Consider the following 19,015-nt stretch of genomic DNA (forward strand, 5'->3'; position numbering starts at 1 on the left):
ACCGCGGTCGTCAGGCGGGTGAGCCCAGCAGCGGGGGCGACAGCCGCATCGTCATGACAGGCAGCAGCTCCGACACCCGGTGCGGACGGCGGGCGGCGATGCCGGGCGGCGCGGGCGCCAGGGGCACCAGCAGATCGGTGGGGGCCGGCATCGTGCCGGATGCCGAGGCGTCGGCGCCGGTGTCGCCGTGCAGCCACAGCGTCAGCATGTACAGCTCGGGCACGGACAGCAGCCTCGGCTGGAACGGGGTCTCCATCGCTTCCGCCTGGCGCAGCGCGGTCCCGGTGGCGGTGGCGTACGGGCCCTCGAAGAAGTGCGAGAAGGTCCAGCCGTCGGCGGTGAGCTTGGTGTCGGCGGCGGCCACCGCGCGATCGCCGCTGTGGATCAGGAAACGCCAGCCGGTCAGCCGGGTACGTGGGGTTCCGCCGCTCGGCATGATCCGGTCCAGCACATAGACGGGAAGGGGGAGTTCGGGGGTGAGGGGCCCCGTGGCTGAGCGGAGAGCCGGGGTTCGGGCCTCGCGTACGGCAGTGGGGGAGCCGAGTGCCGCGAGGACGCTGCGCAGGGCCGGCGCGGGGGCCGGAGGGACATACAGCGGCATGATGTGGTCGCCTCTCACTTCGGAGACACGTTGATGCGTGGGCGGTGCGGACGGCACTGTCAGCAGGCAGGGGCAGAGGGGGCCGTGGGACGTGGAGGGGTACCGCACTCTCCGGGAGCCGGGCGCCAACTTTCTGCCTCGTTTGCGGAGTTTATACGACACGTGTTCACACGGTGTTTCAGCTAGCGCACGTGAATATTGCGAACAAGTCGGTATTCGGTCTTTCTCCTGCGGAGATTATCCCGATTTAACGGATGTGCACTCTTGTGGCCTCGGGTTCTGCCGTGTGAGTGGTCGGCCGAAAACCGTCGGTCGTTTTCACCGTCTTCACAAGGCTTCACAGGACCTCACAGGCTCCACCCGATGTGGAAACTGCTCCAGGCGTCATGCCCGGTGAATGTGCCACATGCCTTCTTCCGGCCACCCTACTCGCTCCGGACGCCGGGCGGGGAGTTACGGATCACCGGGTGTGGGCATTATCGACCGTGACCCGAGCGGCCACCGCGGCCGCACACGCGTGGAGGGGTGCGTCATGGGGGAGAAGCTGGAGGCAGACGGCGTGGATCCGTCGGGCCGGCAGCGGTACCGCAGAAAGCTGCAGCAGTGTCTGGAGGTACTGGAGCGACTCCTGGAGGAGAAGAGGTTCGACCGCCCCAGAAATCTCATGGGGATGGAGATCGAACTCAATCTCGCCGGCGCCGACGGCATGCCCAGGATGATGAATGCGGAAGTTCTCGACCGCATCGCCAGCCACGATTTCCAGATGGAACTCGGGATGTTCAATCTCGAAGTGAACGTGATTCCGCACCGGCTGGGCGGCCGTGTCTTCGACCAGCTGGCGGAGGAACTGCGTACGGGGCTGGCGTACGCGCACAGAAAAGCAGCCGAAGTCGACGCGGGAATCGTGATGATCGGAATCCTGCCGACGCTCGGCCCGCAGGATCTCGTCAGCGCGAATCTCTCGTCGGCGCACCGCTACACCCTTCTCAACGACCAGATGCGAGCGGCCCGCGGTGAGGACTTCGACCTCGACATCTCCGGTGTGGAGCAGCTGACCTGTACTTCTTCCTCGATCGCGCCCGAAGCGGCCTGTACATCGGTGCAGTTGCACCTCCAGGTCACGCCGGCGCGCTTCGCCGATGTGTGGAACGCCGCGCAGGCCGTCGCCGCTGTGCAGGTCGCGCTGGGCGCCAACTCGCCGTTCCTCTTCGGCAAGGAGCTGTGGCGGGAGTCGAGGCCGCCGCTCTTCCTCCAGGCGACCGATGTACGCCCGCCGGAGCTCCGGGCCCAGGGGGTGCGGCCGCGGACCTGGTTCGGCGAGCGCTGGATCAGCTCGGCGTACGACCTCTTCGAGGAGAACCTCCGGTACTTTCCGCCCCTGCTGCCGCTGTGCGACGACGAGGACCCGCTGCGGGTGCTCGACGACGGCGGGACGCCGGGCCTCCAGGAGCTCGTCCTGCACAACGGGACCGTCTACCGCTGGAACCGCCCGGTGTACGACGTGGCCGACGGCGTACCGCATCTGCGGGTCGAGAACAGGGTGCTGCCCGCCGGGCCGACCGTCACGGATGTGCTGGCCAACGCCGCTTTCTACTACGGGCTCGTGAGGGCGCTCGCCGACGATGCCAGGCCGGTGTGGAGGCGGCTGCCCTTCGAGGCCGCCGCACGGAACTTCGACGCGGCCTGCCGGTACGGAATCGACGCGGGGATCGAGTGGCCCAGGGCCGGGCGCTCCGGCGGTACGGCGACGGTGCCCGCGGTGCGGCTCGTCAGGGACGTACTGCTGCCGCTGGCCGCGGCGGGGCTCGATTCCTGGGGGGTCGACGCGGCGGACCGCGACCACTACCTCGGTGTCATCGAGGAGCGGTGCAGGCGGCGCACGAACGGCGCGTCCTGGCAGGTGGACACCTTTCACCGGGCGCTGGAGACCGGGCTCGGGCGGCGCGAGGCGCTGGCGCTCACCACCCGGCGGTACGCCGAGCTGATGGCGGGCGGCCAGCCGGTGCACTCCTGGCCCGAGGGCATCCCGGCGGTGACGGCCCGCGGGCTGTGACGGGCGCGCCGGGGCAGCGGAGTGCGTGCGGCCGGGGGCGTCCGTACCAGGTCGGTGCCGGCCCGCGCCCCGGGTCATCGGCCGCCGACTTCCATGACCGCCTTGAGCAGGACCGAGTTGATCTGAGAGGGGTCGCTCACCTGGTATCCCGCGCCCCCTGTCGCCTTGGCGACCTGCTCGACCTCGGTCCTGTCGGTGTCGGGGCCCACCGCGATCATGATCAGCGGAACGGGGCGCGCGGGGTCGTCGAGCTCCCGCAGCTTCGCGGTCAGGGCGCTGCGGGAGATGCTGTGGTCGTCCTCGTTGACGCCGTCGGTGAGCACCACCACGGCGTTGAACTTCCCGTGGACGTATGTCTTACGGGCGTCCTGGAACGCCGCCAGGGTGGTGTCGTACAGACCGGTGGCGCCGCCGGGCACGGGCCGCAGCGCAGCGAAGGCCGTGTTGAGCCGGTCGCGCTGGGTCCCGCCGCCCTTGACGGGGGCGCCGAGGCGCACCGTCGGCACCCGCTCGCGGTAGTCACGCGTTCCGTCGAGGTGTGTCGCGAAGTCCCACAGGCCGATCTCGTCGCGCGGTGTGAACTGGGCGAGGGCCTCGCGCAGGGACGCCTTGGTGATGTCCATCCTGGTCCGCCCGCCCTTGCCCGGCACCGCGGTGGCCATCGAGCCCGAAGCGTCGACGACGGTGGTCAGCCGGGCGCTCTGGACGGTGACGGTCCACATGCCGAGCGCCTCGTCGAGTACGTCCTCGGACGGCGGTTCCGGTGAGGCGTCGGTGTACGGCTGCGGGCTGCGGCCGCCCGCGGCCTCCACCCGGCTCGCCGTGGCGGGCTGGTCCGGTGTCCTGAAGCCCTGCCGGTCCAGTTCGGTGCGGCTGGGCCTCTCACCGAGGTAGGCCATGAACCGCATCGCGGCCCGGCTCTGATCGGTGGTCAGCTCCGACTCGTCGACCAGCGTGTACGGGTAGTCGAGCTGGGGCGTGCCGTCCTTGGGGTAGAAGAGCCGCAGCCGCTGGGTGTGGCCACGCGCCGTGTTGTGGGCGTAGGCCGCCTGCTCGGACAGGACCAGGGCCTGGTTGCGGTGGGGGTCGTCCTTCGTCTTGCCCGGCCCGTCCTGTGCGAGGGTGCCGAGCACCTTGGAATCCGCGTCCGAGATGCGCTGGGACAGCACTTTGGCGATGGCGGCGACCTGGGTGTCCTGGGTGTCGCCGCCGGGCGCCCCGCCCGGCGACTGGGCGATGCTGCTGAGCGCGAGCAGCCCGGTGGCGCTGCGGGCCGGGTCCGCGGCACCGATATGGACCTGGCCCGGGCCGGTGGCCGCCGCGGTGAGCCCCGCCCAGGTGTACGTCTTGTCCGGCCAGCCCAGGGCTTTGGCGGCCGAGGGCACCATGGCCAGGGTGACGGGGGACTCGGCGATGCTGGACGCGGGGGTGAGCGGAACGTTCTCCCCGGTGCCCTGGGCCCGGTCCACCCATGCCTCGGAGTCGGGCAGCCATATCTGGTAGCCGGGCTCGGCGCTGCTGTGGCCCAGATCGTGCGCGACCTTGTACGAGTCACGGGCCGTGACCGCGACTCGTACGCACTGCCCGTCGGACTCCAGATGGTCCTTGCGGGCCCGGTCGGCGGCGGCCCGTACGGCCGGGACGATATCGGGGGAGGCCACCATGCGAAGGTTCACCACGGACCCCGGGCAGGGGCCCGACCCGAACACGCCGCGCCGGGCGGCGACGCCCGTACCCACGGCCAGACCGAGGACGATCACGGTGGCGACGGCGACGGTACGGCGCCGACGCGACCCGGGACGGGGCCGGGTTGCCGGTGCCGTGAGGTCATCGGGCAAGCTGTGACGTCCCATGCGATGGTGCTCCTCCCCTGAAGGACGAACAAGACGAAGGGGGAGCGCGCCATCGAATTGACGCCCGTCCCCCGGCCTGTCGCGCGCGATCTTCGTACCTTTATTCGAGACCCTAGTGGCACGGTGGTGGGGATGAGGCGCGATTGGCCAACTGGAGGCAGGTGTGCAGGCGGAGGGCGAGCGCGTGGCTGAATTTCTTCCCGCAGAGGGGGGATCGCAGCGATTTCTGCGGTCCGAGACGGTGCTGGTACTCGCACTCTCACTCGGCGCGAGCGGTGTTTCGGCGCTGATCAGCTTTATCGGAGCACTGACGAAACCAGGAGGGCTCAAACACCAGGCCGCCAACCTCAACGGCTCCTACGCACCCGGCCGCCCCTGGCTGGATCTCGCCTGGCAGCTCTTCGGTATCGCGACGGCCCTGGTGCCGGTCGCGCTGGTGGTCCATCTGCTGCTGCGGGAGGGGTCGGGCCTGCGGGCGATCGGCTTCGACCGGACGCGGCCGCGGGGCGACCTCGGCCGCGGGGTGCTGATCGCGGCCGGGATCGGCAGCGTGGGCCTCGCCTTCTATCTGGGCGCGCGGGCCACCGGGTTCAATCTGACCGTGGTGCCGGAGTCACTGCCTGACGTGTGGTGGAAGATCCCGGTACTGATCCTCTCGGCGGTGCAGAACGCCGTACTGGAGGAGGTCATCGTCGTCGGCTATCTGCTGCGCAGACTGGGGCAGTTCGGGTGGACGCCGATGGCCGCCCTGGCAGCGAGCGCGGTGCTGCGCGGCTCGTACCACCTCTACCAGGGGGTCGGCGGGTTCCTCGGAAATGTGGCGATGGGCGTGGTGTTCGTACTGCTCTACCGGCGGTGGGGCCGGGTCGGGCCGCTGGTCGTCGCGCACTCGCTGCTCGACATCGGAGCGTTCGTCGGGTACGCGCTGCTCGCCGGCAAGGTGGGGTGGCTGCCCACGGGGTGAGGCGGGGCGGGCGGATCAGCGGCTGTCGTGTCCTCAGACGTGCAGTTCGCCGTCGACGACGGTGACCGCGTTTCCGGTGAGCAGCGTCCGGTCGCCGCGCAGCGATGTCCGTACGAGCCCCGAGCGTGCCGACGCCTGGAGGCCCGTCAGGTCGTCGCGGCCCAGCCTGGCGGACCAGAACGGGGCCAGGGCGGTGTGGGCGCTGCCGGTCACCGGGTCCTCGTCGACGCCGACGCCGGGGAAGAAGCAGCGCGACACGTAGTCGTAACCGAGCGACGGGGCTTCCGCCTCGGCGGTCGCGATGATGCCGCGGCGGGAGTGGGCCGTCAGTGCCGTGATGTCGGGGGACAGGGAGCGGACCGTCTGCTCGTCGGCGACCTCGACGAGCAGGTCCCCGATGTGCGGCCCGGTGGCCCGTACGCCGGTGATCCGGGCGCCCAGCGCCTCGCTGAGGCCGGCCGGTACGGCTTCCTCGGTGAGCGGGGACGTGGGGAAGTCGAGGGTGATCGCGCCGTCCTCGCGGGGCGTCGCGGTGAGCAGTCCGCAGCGTGCGGTGAAGCGGACGGTGCCCGTCGTCGCGCCCGTGCTGTGCAGGACGTGAGCGGTCGCCAGGGTGGCGTGGCCGCACATGTCGACCTCGGTGGCCGGGGTGAACCAGCGCAGCGCCCAGTCGGCAGCGCCGCCGGCGGGCAGTGGGTGGGCGAAGGCGGTCTCGGAGAGGTTCACCTCCGCTGCGACGCTCTGCAGCCAGGCGTCGTCGGGGAAGGAGTCGAGGAGCAGCACCCCGGCCGGGTTGCCGGCGAAGGGGCGGTCGGTGAAGGCGTCGACGATTCGAATGCGCATGGACCGACCCTAGGCATGGGGCGATGCGGCAGGCCAAGGCCACGTGCCAGGACGTGGCTCCCGCAGCGGGAGGGGGCGTCCTGGAGAACGATGAATTCCGGCCGCCGATCGGGTCCTTCCTGGTATGACTCGAATCATCGCTGATATCTCGGTATCCATCGACGGCTTCGTCACCGGCCCCGACCCCGGCCCGGAGAACGGGCTCGGCGATGGCGGCGAGGCCCTGCACACCTGGGCGTTCTCCGACGATCCCGAGGACCGCCGGGTCCTGCGCGAGGCGACCGCCCGCTCGGGCGCGGTGATCCTCGGCCGCCGGCTCTTCGACGTGGTCGACGGGCCGCAAGGCTGGAACGACGAGACCGGCTACGGCGCCGGCGAGGTCGGCAGGCCCGCGTTCGTCGTCGTGACGAGCGAGCCGCCGGAGCCGGTGCGGCTCAGCGGCCTCGACTGGACGTTCGTCACCACCGGTCTGCCGGACGCCGTCGCCGTCGCACGCGAGCGCGCCGAGGCGGCGTCGTCGGACAGTGGCAGGGACCTCGATGTCGTCCTCATGGGCGGCGGCGCCACGGTCGGCTCGGCGCTCGACGCCGGGCTGGTCGACGTACTGACCCTGCATCTGTCGCCGGTCGTGCTGGGCGCAGGCACCCCGCTGTTCACCGGCGGGGCGCGGCGCACGCTGGTACAGCGGAGCGCGACCACGACGTCGACCGCGACGCATCTGACGTACGAGGTCCAGTGACCAAGGACGCGGGCGCCCGGCTCCTCGTGGCTACCGCAGGATCCCGGCGGCGCGAGCGGCATCCAGCCACTGCGGGAACTCATTCATGAGCTGGTCGTAGAGCGTGGCGTCGTCCATGGACCGCGGATTCTTCCCTGCGGGAAAGAAACCGGCGTTGTCGACGACCCGCATCCGCGGTACGGGCAGGTCGTCGAGCTTGCGCAGGAACTTGAAGCTGTCATTCCCGAAGCCGACGAACTGCCAGAACATGGGGAGTGCCGCTGCTTTGCACAGGACCCGTTGTGCCGCGGAGCGTGAGTCCGGCGATCCGTCGGTCTGGAAGATGACGAACGCGGGGTCCTGTGCTTCGGATGCCAGGTAATGGTCGATGACCGCGTCCATGGCGTCGGCGTAGTTCGTGGTGCCCATGTGCCCGAGCTCATCGTGCAGCCGGCCGATGCTCCCGGTGTAGTTGTCGATGCTCAGGTCCGTGGGCGGGTGTGCGGTGGTGTCGAAGAAGACGAGGGGCACGACGCCGTCGTCGTCAAGGTTGGCAGACAGCCCGAGTGCCTGCTCGGCGAGGTGCTGTATGGATCCGTCCCGGTAGTAGCGGCGCATGCTGCCGGACCGGTCGAGGACCAGGTAGACGCAGGCGCGCCGCCCGGCGATGCGGTGCTTTTCCAGGGAGACGGCTGCGGTCTTGACAAGGCTGTGGAGTCCGGCCGGGATCTTGTCGAAGCTGAGGGGCATCGCGGTCTCATCTCTTGGGGTTGCGGATGCCGTTGAGCTTAGGTTCAGCCGCTGCGGGCTCAGGGGCTGCGGGCTGAGGGCGGTGGTCCTGCATCGGGCCGCTGCCGCCGGGTGACCCGTCCTGCGTGCGGGGCGACCCGTCTCAGTGAAGGTGGGCTGTTTCTCAGCGAAGAAGGACGGGTGCCCGTCAGTTTCACCGAAGTTGGGCCGCGATCGGTGTCTGATCTGGTGGGGCGTCGTGGGGCACCGATCGGTGCGTTGGCCGCAGGTCGCGGCGATCACCTCTCAGCCGTTCTGGCTGCGCTGGGACACTGCGGACGGGAAACGCCGTCACGCCCCTGACCACTTCGTCCGGCTGGGTGACGGGCGGGTCCGAATCGTCGACGTCCGTGCCGAGGACGCCAGACCCCGCTCGAACGAGGATCGTCCGGCAGGGTCCGCCGCTGGTGCTCACGCCGATGCTGGTATCAGGCCCGGACACGACACGCGCCACCATGGGCAGGGACCGGTGACCGCCCGCAGACACCTGCTTGTTCATAGGCAACCAGGTGTCTCGCGACCGTCAGAAAGTGCCGAAGAAGCGGTGCCACCAACTGGGACGCTGGACATGCCAGGGCAGTTGGCTCGGTCCGTCGTAATCGCTCTCCACAAGTTCTTCGGGAAGAACCGCATAGGCAAGGTCGTCCAAGGCCCGACTGACCTTGCGGAGATCATCAGAATGCAGATGCCCCTCGGCTTGAGCCTCGTCCGTGCCCAGGAAGGCTCCAGGGTTGTCTGCGCAGATGAAGGCAAGTGACCCGAACTTGCTGACGCAGACCACAACCCGAGTCCCACAGGTTGTTGCTTCCGCGGGTACAACAACGCGCCCGTACTCGCTGGAGTCCTGAGTGTCCTGCTCAGTGGCGCACTGAGTCGAGAAGTCGCCCTCCAGCCGTTTCACCAGTCCGTCGAACAGAACGGCGGTCCCATTGCGGTCATACTCTCGCGGCCGCTCCAGCCAATTCGGATCATCAAGTTCTCGCAGCAACATCAGAGAATCTGCTCGGCTTCCCGTCACCGGCACATCCTCGCCCGAGATCTGCCTCTGGAGCTACGCCTGGAGCACCTCCGTGCGTCCCGCAGCCATCGGCGACCCACCGACCTTCGATGAGACGGACAACCAAGTGGCCCGCCTTCGCTGAGACAAGTCAGCGGGGTGACCTGTGTCAGTGATCGTTGATCGATTGCCAGCAGAAGGCGATCAACACTTTTCCGCGTCAGCAATGAGCAACCGCATGCCAGTTTTTGACAGTAAAGATTGACCAAAGATGGTCGCGGGTGACGCTCTCAGGGCTGACTCGGGTGCCTCTGACCTGGCCTTTTCCCAGTTCGCCGTCATCAGATGACGGCGATGACGCACTTTCCGGCTATCCCTCTGCGGCTGGCGAGTGAGCACCCCAGCCGTGTTCGCAGGTCAGCCAGGTTCGTTGCTGTTGGCAGCCTTGCGGCGCCGCTGTGCCTTCTCGCGACAACTTCTTGAACACCAGCGGCGGGCCCTCCCCGACGCGGCCCTTTCGATGGGCTCCCGGCAATACTCGCAGGTCAGCAGCCTGTAGGAGGTCGGGTCGACTCCTCGGCGGGCTCGTTGCCCGCAGCGATACGAACACCAGCGACGCAAGCTGGTCCTGGACTTGGCCGGCTGAAGAGGACCCTGGCAGAACTCACAGGTATCACTTGGCGGTTGGAGGAACTGTTCTGGCGAGGAGAGGCGACTCCAGCGGCGAGCGTGCTGTCGACAAGCGGCCGAACATGTCTGACGGTGAGAGCGTGCGCCCGGGGGTAGGGGCTTCTCGCAGGCTATGCAGCGGCGGTCTTCTTGAGTGGGCGGACCGCCCTCGGTGCTCGGGGCGTCGAGGCCGGTGCGCCCACTCTGGCGACGGAGGTAGGCGGTGCGGCGGCATGCAGAGGAACAGAGTCTGTGACGCTGCCCGATTTGAATCTGCATCGGTTTCTGGCAGATCCGGCAGGGGGCCGTCGTCTGCCTTCGGCGGTGTGCTCGGGTCTTGCAGCGCATGGAGCAGAGGATCGCCCGCCGCCCGAAGGCTCCGGTGGGCGGTATGTCCGTGCCGCATTCCCTGCACTTCTTCGTCTCGAGAGTGATGCGCAGGAGGTCGGGGTCGCGGCCGGTGACCGCGGCCAGGCGAAACCAGGACGGTGTGCCCCGTGGGCCGGGTGGGTCTATGAGGAACTTTCGAAGGTAGGCAGGCGGGAGGTGGTTGGCGTGGGCGAGGCGTCTGATGAAGGCGGGGCCGCCTTCCCCTGCTCGTGGACGGACCTGGAAGGGAAGACGTGCGATCGTAAGGTCACTCCAAGGTGGCACTGTCACTGATCGCCGGCCGCCGCTGAAGGGCCGCCTGGCCGCTTGCGGCCGGAGGCGATGTCCAGGTCAACGGCCAGCAGTCCGGGCTTAGTGATCTTTTCTGAGCCGGTGAGAATGGCGTCCACGGCGGCTCCGCGGAGCTGGTGAGAGAGGGTTCCGATCATGCCGCCCGTTCGGGTGTGCAGGAAGCGGTCCAGACGGGTCAGAGTGCCGGGCTTGTGCTGATGCAGCAAAAGGTTCGCTTCCATCTGCGCGACCAGCGCCTTCCATTCCTTGTTGTAGGGGAACGGGTGAGTGGCCACCGAGGTGAAACGGGCGGCGATCTGGTCGCCGCGGGTGCCGGAGAGCAGGCCGCTGTCTTCGATGTCGATGCCGGCGTAGGCGAACGTCGCGGGGATGCGCTCGGAGAAGTACTTGAGCGTGTCGGACGCCTCAGCTCCCGTGCGGGTGTGCAGGGAGATGTTGTGGATCTCGTCGACCAGGATGAGGTTGGTGCGGGCCTTGGTGCAGACGCCGACCACGGCCTCGGTGAGGTCGGTGATGTTGGAGCTTCGCAGCACCGGGAGGCCGAGGAAGCGGGCGAACTCTGCAGCGATCATGCGGGGTGTCGCGGCAGGCGGGACGGTGATGTAGATGACCGGTATGCGCTCGTCTTGGCCGGGGTGCCGGCGGCGGTCCTGGAGTTCGTGGGCCAGGCCGAGCTGGGTGAGGGCGATCGTCTTGCCGGTGTTTGCTGGCCCGGAGACGATGAGGCCTCTTCGGGCGCTGATGGCGCCGCGGTTGAGGATGATCAGGCGGCGCCCGCAGGTGACAGTGTGCCGGACGGTCGAGGTGGCGACCACCTGCAGGCGGGCATGGTGGTCAAGCCGGTCCTCGTCGTACTGGTATCTGTCCTCTTTGGTTAGGGCTTCGTACTCATCCTGCGTCAGCGTGGCCGTCGGCTCACTGATCGCCCCCGCGACGAACTCGCGCCAACCGGGCAGGACCGTCAGGTAGCGGCCGAAATCGTCATCCGGCTGGTCTGCCAGCGGCGTGCTCACGAACGTCTCCAAGGGTCCTCAAGCGGGTCGAAGATTCCCAGCGGGATCACTTCGGCCATCGTTTCCTCGTCCTCCGCCGGCGGCTCCGGCGAGGGTTGCATCTCTGGTTGCGGTGGGGGTGTAGCTGCTACCGGTGTGGTGACCTTGGTCCGGGCGGCGACGCGGCGGTCCGCCTTGGACGGCTTGGCCTTCCGCTTCTTTGCCACTGGCTCGTCGGGGCCGGCGTGTGCGCGAGTCAGCAGGGCTGACACGGCTGCGGCGAGTTCTTCCTCGGTGGCCTTGGGTAGTTGGTGGCTGACGTGGTCCCAGGCGAGGTCACCGAAGGGAACGGGTGCCCGGTTCAGGTATTTCCAGGTTGCCTGGACCCACTCACCTTCGCCGCGGTGGTTGCGTACCCAGACTCGGGAGACGTCGTAGGGGTCTCGGTGCACTTCCCAGAGCCCGCGCTTGGCGGTGACGCCTGAGTCCCGCCGCCGCATCGGCCCAAGCTCGGGGGCGTCGTAAGTGCGGTTGTTGATCCGGATTCCGTAGGAGTTGACGGCCCGCCAGGCCGCAGGCAGGAGCTCGATGTAGTCCTGCCCGCTGAGCGCGACCGGGACGTAGCCGCAGGCCTCCACCAGGGCGGCGTACTTCTGGTTGGGGGTGAACAGGCGTCCCGGGTGGCCGGGGTCGCGCAGGCCCTCGTGCGGCCGGTTCTGCCACCTCGCGACGATCCACTCGTCCAGCAGGTCCTGGAGTTCGGGCAGTGACCACAGGTTCTCCTCCTCCGGGTGTCGGCCGCGGTGGTCGGTGTTGCGGCCGGTGTAGCCGGGGAGGAACTGGGCGAACATCGTCGCGACGGAGCCCAGCATCTTCTCGATGTGCCCCTTCTCGAAGGGCGAGCCCTTGTGCGTGGGCTGGAAGTCGATCTCCAGGAACCGGCAGGACGCCCGGAAGTTGTGCGAGATGAACACCTTGCCGTGATCGCAGACGATCATCTCCGGGACGATCACCGGCTTGGCTGCAGCATGTTCGAGGCGTTCGTCGATCGTCAGCAGGCGGCGGTGCGGCAGCACCGAGCGCGACATCTTCAGTGCGTCGATCCAGCCTGGCCTCATCAGTTCCGGCGTGACCGTGCGGGCCAGCAGCACGCTGGCGTCGACCGACTTCGTCGTGGGCCTGAGCACCGCCGCGGTCAGCGTCCTGGACGCGACATCGATCATGCCGGTCAGTTCGACCTTGCCGACCACTCCGTCGTCGAGGCGGACCATGACGTCCAGCGGAGTGGAGTCGATCTGCATGACCTCGCCCGGAGCCGACACCGTCAGCTCTCCGAACGGGGCAGCAGCCCCATGGGCCATCGACCTGCGGGTGACCGCCGACCCGGTCGCGTGCGTGCCCGCCACCAGCCTGTCCAGCAGACGGTAGAGCGTCCGCCGCGACGGCAGTTCGGCCAGGTCGCCGCCGTTGTCCCGGAGGATCTCCTCCGTCCTCCAGATCAGGTAGGCCCCGTTGCGTGTCGAGGTCTCGACGCCTTCCTTGATCGCCATCCGCATCGCCGCGACGACGGCGTCCGGTGCGTCACCGAACTCCTTGCGCTTGCGGCCAGGTCGGTGGTCCACGAGCCTGGCCAGTCCTGCCAGGCCGTCCTCCAAATAGCGGCGTCGCCGCAGCCCCACCGCCCCGGACTTGATCTCGTGGCCGAGGGCCGCGAGTTCGGTCGCCTTGGTCTTCTGGCGTGAGGTCACCGACGTGCCCGGCCCATAGCCCGGCCGTGGCAGTGTTCCGGGTTCGACGCCGGGCGGCAGTCCGTGCAAGACCTCGAGGATGTGCCCTTCCCACCACAATGCCTGCTTCATCACTTCGGGATCGAAGGTCTCCAGCAGGCCGGACGGCGGCAGCGGAATGCGTTCGGGCTGGAACAGGACCTCGAAGTCCGCCGTCTCGAACAGATCGATCAGGGCCACCACTCGGTGCGGTGCCTCGGCGTCCTCCAGCACCGCCGCCTGTGCGGTGACCTCGAGAACCCCCCTGACCTGGCCCTCGAACCGAACCCGCTGGCCGACCGCCAAGGCCGGCGGCCGCTTCAGGCTCCCCATGCGTTTCCCTCCGTCCAGACCAGGCTGTCGGTCTCCATCAGCCCTCCCACCAGGTCCGTCTTCAAAGCCCCGGACCACAACAGATGAAAAAGCACCGGCAGAACCTGCAGCCGATCGCCGACCAGCCCGGCGCCGCCCCAGAGCCCCATCGGTTCGCGGAAGACCTCCAGGAGCCTGTCGGCCACCCCCGCCGGCCGTCGGCAGCGGGCCCGCCGATACCGGGACAGCCAGCGGACATTCGCCATGAACACCGGATTAGGCCGCCCGGCCCACTCGAACTCCCAGCCCACGGCCCGGCAGGCATGCCCGGCCGCGTCGAACGCCTCCCGCGTCGCCTCATCCATCTCGTCCTCGGCCCGGACATCAACGACACGGGCGCGACCGTCGGACAGCCGGACAAAGTAGTCCGGAGCGTGTCGGCGCTTGCGGGTGCCGTCGTGCCAGTGCAGCCAAAACGGCTGTGAGGCGATTGCGGCCACGTGCGGGTCGCGGTCCAGCAGGATCAGCCGGTCCCTCTCCAGCCAGGACTCGTAGCCCACGTGATCCCGAACCGTCGTCGAGTAATACCAGCCCGCGAACCCCTGGCCGTCCTTCCGCCAGCTGAACTCCCGTACCGGGTCCACAACCTCGAACGGCGTATCCCAGCTGGCCCCCAGCGACCGGCGTACAAGCAAGCTGTTGACGGAAAACGCCAGGTCAAAGGCCGTAAGAGCAGCCTCGTCCGACACACTGGCAATTGCCCCCACCACGTCCTCCGCTTGCTGTACGCCAGGTGATCATCCTTTGGTGGCACAAACTAGCGTTGATCACTCATCAGTGGCAATCGATCAGGGTTAACTGACACAGGTCACGGGGCTCGCGTGCGGAGGATTGCTAAACGAACAGTACCGATATATCGTTGACGCATCGCGACAGATCAACGATGGAAGGAAGTGAGTGCGATGCGTTCCCATGGACACACGCACGGACATGGACACGGCGGCCCCGGCGGGCGCGGTGGGGGTGACTTCGAGGGGCGCCGCGGTGCCTTCGGGCCCTTCGGTCCGCCCTTCGGAGGCCCGTTCGGCGGGCGCGGTGGCGGCAGGGGTGGGCCCCGGGGGAGGGCGCGGCGCGGTGATGTGCGCGCCTCGATCCTGGCGCTGCTCAAGGACCGCCCGATGCACGGGTACGAGATGATCCAGGAGATCGGCGAGCGCAGCGGCGGGGCCTGGCGGCCCAGCCCCGGCTCCGTCTACCCGACGCTCCAGCTGCTGGAGGACGAGGGCCTGATCGCCAGCCAGAGTGAGGGCGGCAAGAAGCTGTTCACGCTCACCGAGCCCGGACGTACGGCCGCCGACGAGGGGCCGGACGCTCCTTGGGAGGAGGCGGCGGGGCGCGGCGGTGACTGGGAGACCATGAACGAGATCCGGCAGGCCGGTTTCGGTCTGATGGAGGCGTTCGGTCAGGTGTGGCGGACCGGTACGCCGGAGCAGCGCAAGAAGGCGATGGCTGTGATCGGCGAGTCCCGTAAGAAGCTCTATCTGATTCTGGCCGACGAGGACTGAGTGTGTCCCGTCGTACCCCCGGGCGGCGCCCCCACCGATCAGTCGGTGGGGGCGCCGCTGTCGTACGGGGTGTCTGCAGGCCTCAGGTCACGAGGCCGGCCAGTTTGCGCAGCGACTCCTGGAGCGCGGCGGTTGCCGAGTCCTTGAGCTTGCCGGCCATCAGGGACACGGCCGCTCCCGTGAACTCGCCGTCGATACGGACCACCGTGGCGCCGCCGTCAGGAGTGAGTGAATAGCGCATCGCGAGGTTGACGCCCATCGGGCCCTTGCCACGCGTGACCAACAAAGCCGCCGGTGTCAGCTCGTCCACCGTCCAGTTCACCTCGGCGGGGAAGCCCATGAGCTTCATGTTCTCCTCGAAGGTGGACCCCACGGCGAGCGGGTCGGGACCGCCCTTCGGGAAGCTGGTGTGTGTCGCGTTCCACTCGCCGTAAGCGCTGAAGTCGGTCAGCTGGGACCAGACCTTCTCGGCCGGTGCTTCGATACGGGCCTCGGCGCTGACTTCGGCCATGCGACCACCCCTTCTCGTCGGGTTGCGATGTCGCGGAACGTAGCTCCTGGGCCCCGAACATTCAATACTGATGAACCGTCAGGTCTGCTGTATGGGGGCGCGCGCCCGTTTCGGGTGCAATCACCGTCTCATCCGTAAGGAGGAGGGTCCGGCCGCGCGTGCCCAACTTCTGTCGGACGGCCAAATGCTCCCCGGCGGGGATGTTCCGGACGTGGATGCCTGATGAGCTGGGAGATGTGCATAGCCCTACCCACCCGGACGACCAGCCCGCGCCGTCCCGAACCGACATCGAAGCCAGGCTCACCGTGGAGCTGGCGACGGTCGTGGCGGGCGCACGCCGGCGCGCGCTGCGTGATGGCGACCGCCAGATCGACACGGCCCATCTGCTGCACTCGGTGATCGAGACCGACCCCGAGGTGCGGGCCGCCTTCGACAGCGGCCCCCAGGTGGCCAAGGTGCTGGGTTATCTCGTGCAGCGCAGCATCGGCTACGGGCTGCGCTGGCAGGGGTCGGTGGAGGACTCAGGGGCGGTTCCCGTGGTGGCCGAGCCGGGAGTGACCGGCTGGTCGCCCGCAGCCGTGGCGGCGATGGAGGGGGCCCTGGAGCGAGCGGGGGAGCGCGGGAACCGGCGCGCGAGCGGCCTTGATCTGCTGGCCGCGCTCGCCCGCGACCGCGAGTGCCGGGCCGTGGAGGTACTGGGCCGCGCCGGGGTGGACGCGGAACGCCTGGCGGAGCGTCTGGAGGACGGCAACCGCCAGGCCCGTCGGTGGTGACGCTCCTGACCGCACCTGCCATGATGTGCCGATGCGTGCGTCTCGGGGAAAGAGCGTCGGCCTGGGACTCGCCCTGGTGTCGGCCTTCGCGTTCGGCGGTTCGGGTGTCGCGGCCAAGCCGCTGATCGAGGCGGGGCTCGACCCGCTGGCGGTGGTCTGGCTGCGGGTGGCCGGAGCCGCCCTGGTGATGCTGCCCGTCGCCTGGCGCCACCGTGCTCTCGTACGGCGCAGGCCCGCGCTGCTCATCGGCTTCGGACTGCTCGCCGTCGCGGGCGTCCAGGCGTGTTACTTCGCCGCCCTCTCCCGGATCCCCGTCGGTGTCGCGCTGCTGGTCGAGTACCTCGCACCCGCGCTCGTCCTGGGCTGGGTCCGCTTCGTCCAGCGCAGGCCGGTGACGCGCGCCGCGGCCTTCGGGGTGGTCCTCGCGGCCGGCGGGCTCGCCTGTGTGGTCGAGGTCTGGTCCGGACTGAGCTTCGACGCCATCGGGCTGCTGCTCGCGCTGGGCGCCGCCTGCTGCCAGGTCGGCTACTTCGTCCTGTCCGACCACGGCGGCGACGGGGCCGACCGGGCCGACCCGCTGGGGGTCATCGCGTACGGACTCCTCGTCGGCACCGCCCTGCTGACCGTGATCGCCCGTCCGTGGCGGATGGACTGGTCGCTCCTCGCGGGCCGTGCGGACATGAACGGGACATCGGTACCCGCCTGGCTGCTGCTCGGCTGGATCGTGCTGATCGCCACCGTCGTCGCCTACGTCTTCGGAGTGGTCTCGGTCCGCAGGCTCTCCCCGCAGGTGGCGGGGGTGGTCGCCTGTCTGGAAGCGGTGATCGCGACGGTACTCGCCTGGGTGCTGTTGGGGGAGCATCTCTCCGCACCGCAGATCGTGGGCGGGGTGGTGGTGCTGCTCGGCGCGTTCGTCGCCCAGTCATCGGCCCCGAAGCCTCCGTCAGGGCCGGTGGCGGGCGTATCCCCCACCGTGGAGGCCGAGTTGCCCGCCCCGCGCAGCGTGACATAGCGCGGGTCCGTTAGGGTTCGGCCATGCATCTCACCGTACTGCCGCCTCCCGCCGCATAGCGCGGGCGGCCGCACTTTCTGACGGAGACCGGGCTCGGGGTGTCCCCGAGCGGCCTGTCGCTGCCCGCGCACGGAGCTCAGCGACCGCCTTCCCCCGTCTTCCTCATGGAGCAGTACGTGAAGCACGTGACGCATGCGCCGAACCCTGCCGCCGGGCTGTCCGTCCGCCGCAGTCTCCTCTATCTGTCCGTGGCCGGAGCCGCGTGGGGCACCGCCGGGGCCGCGGCCTCGCTGCTCTATCTGACCAGTGACCTCGGGCCCGTCTCCCTCACCTTCTGGCGGTGCGCCGGGGGGCTTGTGCTGCTGCTCGCCGTACGGGCCGTGCGCCGGCCGCGCCGTGGGGCCCGCCCCGCCGAACCCCGTGCCCGGCTGGTTCTGCGCACCGTCGCGACCGGCCTGGCGTTCACGCTCTTCCAGGTCGCCTACTTCGCCGCGGTCCAGGCCACCGGGCTCGCCGTGGGCACCGTCGTCACCCTGGGCGCCGGTCCCGTGCTCATCGCCGTCGGTGCCCGGCTGACCATGGGCGAGCGGCTTGGCGCCGGCGGGACCACCGCCGTCGCGGGTGCGCTCGGCGGGCTCGTGGTGCTGGTCCTGGGCAGCGGCGGCGGAGCCGTGCACCCCGCGGGGGTCGGCTGGGCGTTGCTCTCCGCCGCCGGGTATGCGGCGATGACCCTGCTGACCCGGTGGCTCGGCCGGAGCGGCGGCAGTGACCCGCTGTCGACGACCGCCTGGTCCCTCGCCGTCGGCACCGCCGTCCTGCTGCCGCTCGCCCTGGCGGAGGGAATTCTTCCGCACACCGTCGAACTGGGCAGGGTGCTGGGCCTGCTGGCCTATGTGGCGGCGGTGCCCACGGCACTCGCCTACGCCCTGTACTTCGCCGGGGCCGCGGTGGTCCGCTCCGCGACGGTCTCCGTGATCATGCTGCTGGAACCGGTGAGCGCCGCGGTCATCGCCGTGGCCCTGCTCGGGGAGCGGCTCACCACGGGCACCGTCATCGGCACACTGCTGCTGCTCGCGGCCGTCACGGGTCTCGCGTACGGGGAGATGCGGGCGGCGGCCGCGCGGCGGCGGCCGCTGCCGGTCTGAGCCGGCCCGAGCCGGTCCGATCTCAGGCGGCAGTCCCGCCCGTGCACTTCGCCCGCGTCGCTCAGTGGCGGTCGAGGTAGTCCGGCAGCGTGATCGCCGGGTCCAGGTCGTCCGACGCGATCGGCGTGCCGTATCCCTTGCTCACCGGTACGACACCCGACCAGTACGGCAGGGCGAGGTCCTCCGGCTCGTCGTTCGGGCCGCCGGCGCGGACCTTGGCGGAGACCTCGTCCAGGTCGAGGCGTACGACGGCGGTCGCCGCCAGCTCCTTGGCGTTGGCCCGGCGTGAGTCGTGCGACCGGCCGGGCACGGCCTGCTCGACGATCGCGTCGAGAGCGGTGCGCCGCTCCTCGGTGTCGGTGACCTGGCGGGCCGTGCCGTGGACGACCACCGAGCGGTAGTTGATCGAGTGGTGGAAGGCGGACCGCGCGAGGACCAGACCGTCGACATGGGTGACCGTCAGACAGACCGCGATCCCCGGGTCCGCCTCGCCCGCCGCCCGCAGCGGACGGGAGCCCGTCGAGCCGTGGATGTAGAGGCGCTCGCCCACCCGTGTGTACAGCGTCGGCAGCACCACGGGGGCACCGTCGCGGAGGAATCCGAGATGGCAGAGGTAGCCCTCGTCCAGGATCGAGTGCACCAGTTCACGGTCGTACGAGGCGCGCTCCCGGGAGCGGGTGGGCACGGTCCGCGCGGTCGGCACGTACGGCGTGTCCTGCTGCGGGCGCGCGGCCGGAGAGGTCTCGGACATTGCGTCCTCCATTGCATTAG

At 69.4% G+C, this 19,015-nt stretch carries 17 protein-coding genes; 7 read left to right on the forward strand and 10 right to left on the reverse strand.

The genetic code is table 11. The annotated features are described in order from the left end of the window. Nucleotides 1-10: 10 nt before the first annotated feature. A complete protein-coding gene (locus OG510_RS32735; RefSeq protein WP_406141550.1) occupies nucleotides 11-601 on the reverse strand; it encodes a hypothetical protein in 591 nt (196 codons plus the stop codon). 532 nt (nucleotides 602-1,133) lie between these two features. On the opposite strand from OG510_RS32735, the gene OG510_RS32740 reads away from it, so the two are divergent. Continuing rightward, a complete protein-coding gene (locus OG510_RS32740) occupies nucleotides 1,134-2,654 on the forward strand; it encodes a glutamate--cysteine ligase (RefSeq protein WP_406141552.1) in 1,521 nt (506 codons plus the stop codon). 74 nt (nucleotides 2,655-2,728) lie between these two features. Here OG510_RS32740 and OG510_RS32745 read toward each other — a convergent pair whose 3' ends face one another. Further along, a complete protein-coding gene (locus OG510_RS32745) occupies nucleotides 2,729-4,507 on the reverse strand; it encodes a substrate-binding domain-containing protein (protein WP_406141553.1) in 1,779 nt (592 codons plus the stop codon). 184 nt (nucleotides 4,508-4,691) lie between these two features. Here OG510_RS32745 and OG510_RS32750 point away from each other — a divergent pair, with 184 nt between their 5' ends. Then, nucleotides 4,692-5,471, forward strand: coding sequence for a CPBP family intramembrane glutamic endopeptidase (locus tag OG510_RS32750; RefSeq protein WP_406141555.1), 780 nt, complete (start codon nucleotides 4,692-4,694; stop codon nucleotides 5,469-5,471). A 33-nt stretch (nucleotides 5,472-5,504) separates the two neighbouring features. Here the strand turns inward: OG510_RS32750 and OG510_RS32755 are convergent, their stop codons facing one another. Continuing rightward, on the reverse strand, nucleotides 5,505-6,314 hold the full coding sequence (locus OG510_RS32755) for a PhzF family phenazine biosynthesis protein (protein WP_406141557.1): 810 nt from the start codon (nucleotides 6,312-6,314) through the stop codon (nucleotides 5,505-5,507). Nucleotides 6,315-6,438: 124 nt separating this feature from the next. Between OG510_RS32755 and OG510_RS32760 the strand changes: the two genes are divergently transcribed. Continuing rightward, nucleotides 6,439-7,053 (forward strand): dihydrofolate reductase family protein, encoded by a 615-nt coding sequence (locus tag OG510_RS32760; RefSeq protein WP_406141558.1) that lies wholly within the window; start codon nucleotides 6,439-6,441, stop codon nucleotides 7,051-7,053. Between the two features lie 30 nt (nucleotides 7,054-7,083). On the opposite strand, the gene OG510_RS32765 is transcribed toward OG510_RS32760, so the two are convergent. The 5 genes from OG510_RS32765 to OG510_RS32785 form a co-directional block, all read right to left on the reverse strand. After that, on the reverse strand, nucleotides 7,084-7,782 hold the full coding sequence (locus OG510_RS32765; RefSeq protein WP_406141559.1) for a VWA domain-containing protein: 699 nt from the start codon (nucleotides 7,780-7,782) through the stop codon (nucleotides 7,084-7,086). 562 nt (nucleotides 7,783-8,344) lie between these two features. After that, a complete protein-coding gene (locus OG510_RS32770) occupies nucleotides 8,345-8,839 on the reverse strand; it encodes a hypothetical protein (RefSeq protein ID WP_406141561.1) in 495 nt (164 codons plus the stop codon). Nucleotides 8,840-10,143: 1,304 nt separating this feature from the next. Continuing rightward, a complete protein-coding gene (locus OG510_RS32775) occupies nucleotides 10,144-11,181 on the reverse strand; it encodes a TniB family NTP-binding protein (RefSeq protein ID WP_406141562.1) in 1,038 nt (345 codons plus the stop codon). Further along, a complete protein-coding gene (locus tag OG510_RS32780) occupies nucleotides 11,178-13,259 on the reverse strand; it encodes a Mu transposase C-terminal domain-containing protein (RefSeq protein ID WP_406141563.1) in 2,082 nt (693 codons plus the stop codon). The genes OG510_RS32775 and OG510_RS32780 overlap by 4 nt, the downstream gene beginning before the upstream one ends. Continuing rightward, nucleotides 13,247-14,005, reverse strand: coding sequence for a TnsA-like heteromeric transposase endonuclease subunit (locus OG510_RS32785; protein WP_406141565.1), 759 nt, complete (start codon nucleotides 14,003-14,005; stop codon nucleotides 13,247-13,249). Before OG510_RS32785 ends, OG510_RS32780 begins: the two co-directional genes overlap by 13 nt. 195 nt (nucleotides 14,006-14,200) lie before the next feature. Between OG510_RS32785 and OG510_RS32790 the strand changes: the two genes are divergently transcribed. Further along, nucleotides 14,201-14,803, forward strand: a complete 603-nt coding sequence (locus tag OG510_RS32790) for a PadR family transcriptional regulator (RefSeq protein WP_406141566.1) — start codon at nucleotides 14,201-14,203, stop codon at nucleotides 14,801-14,803. An 82-nt stretch (nucleotides 14,804-14,885) separates the two neighbouring features. Here the strand turns inward: OG510_RS32790 and OG510_RS32795 are convergent, their stop codons facing one another. Beyond that, the gene (locus OG510_RS32795) at nucleotides 14,886-15,314 is read right to left on the reverse strand and encodes an SRPBCC family protein (protein WP_164265950.1); all 429 of its coding nucleotides are present in this window, start codon (nucleotides 15,312-15,314) and stop codon (nucleotides 14,886-14,888) included. 215 nt (nucleotides 15,315-15,529) lie between these two features. On the opposite strand from OG510_RS32795, the gene OG510_RS32800 reads away from it, so the two are divergent. The 3 genes from OG510_RS32800 (at nucleotide 15,530) to OG510_RS32810 (ending at nucleotide 18,244) form a co-directional block, all read left to right on the forward strand. Then, nucleotides 15,530-16,087, forward strand: a complete 558-nt coding sequence (locus tag OG510_RS32800) for a Clp protease N-terminal domain-containing protein (RefSeq protein ID WP_406141568.1) — start codon at nucleotides 15,530-15,532, stop codon at nucleotides 16,085-16,087. Nucleotides 16,088-16,118: 31 nt separating this feature from the next. Beyond that, nucleotides 16,119-17,099: an EamA family transporter gene (locus OG510_RS32805; protein WP_406141570.1), complete on the forward strand. Its 981-nt coding sequence runs from the start codon at nucleotides 16,119-16,121 to the stop codon at nucleotides 17,097-17,099. A 185-nt stretch (nucleotides 17,100-17,284) separates the two neighbouring features. Next, the gene (locus OG510_RS32810; protein ID WP_406142677.1) at nucleotides 17,285-18,244 is read left to right on the forward strand and encodes a DMT family transporter; all 960 of its coding nucleotides are present in this window, start codon (nucleotides 17,285-17,287) and stop codon (nucleotides 18,242-18,244) included. A 61-nt stretch (nucleotides 18,245-18,305) separates the two neighbouring features. Here OG510_RS32810 and OG510_RS32815 read toward each other — a convergent pair whose 3' ends face one another. Continuing rightward, on the reverse strand, nucleotides 18,306-18,995 hold the full coding sequence (locus OG510_RS32815; RefSeq protein WP_406141572.1) for a pyridoxamine 5'-phosphate oxidase family protein: 690 nt from the start codon (nucleotides 18,993-18,995) through the stop codon (nucleotides 18,306-18,308). Between the last annotated feature and the right edge of the window lie 20 nt (nucleotides 18,996-19,015).

The organism is Streptomyces sp. NBC_01089 (genome assembly GCF_045162975.1).
Classification (GTDB): Bacteria; Actinomycetota; Actinomycetes; order Streptomycetales; family Streptomycetaceae; genus Streptomyces.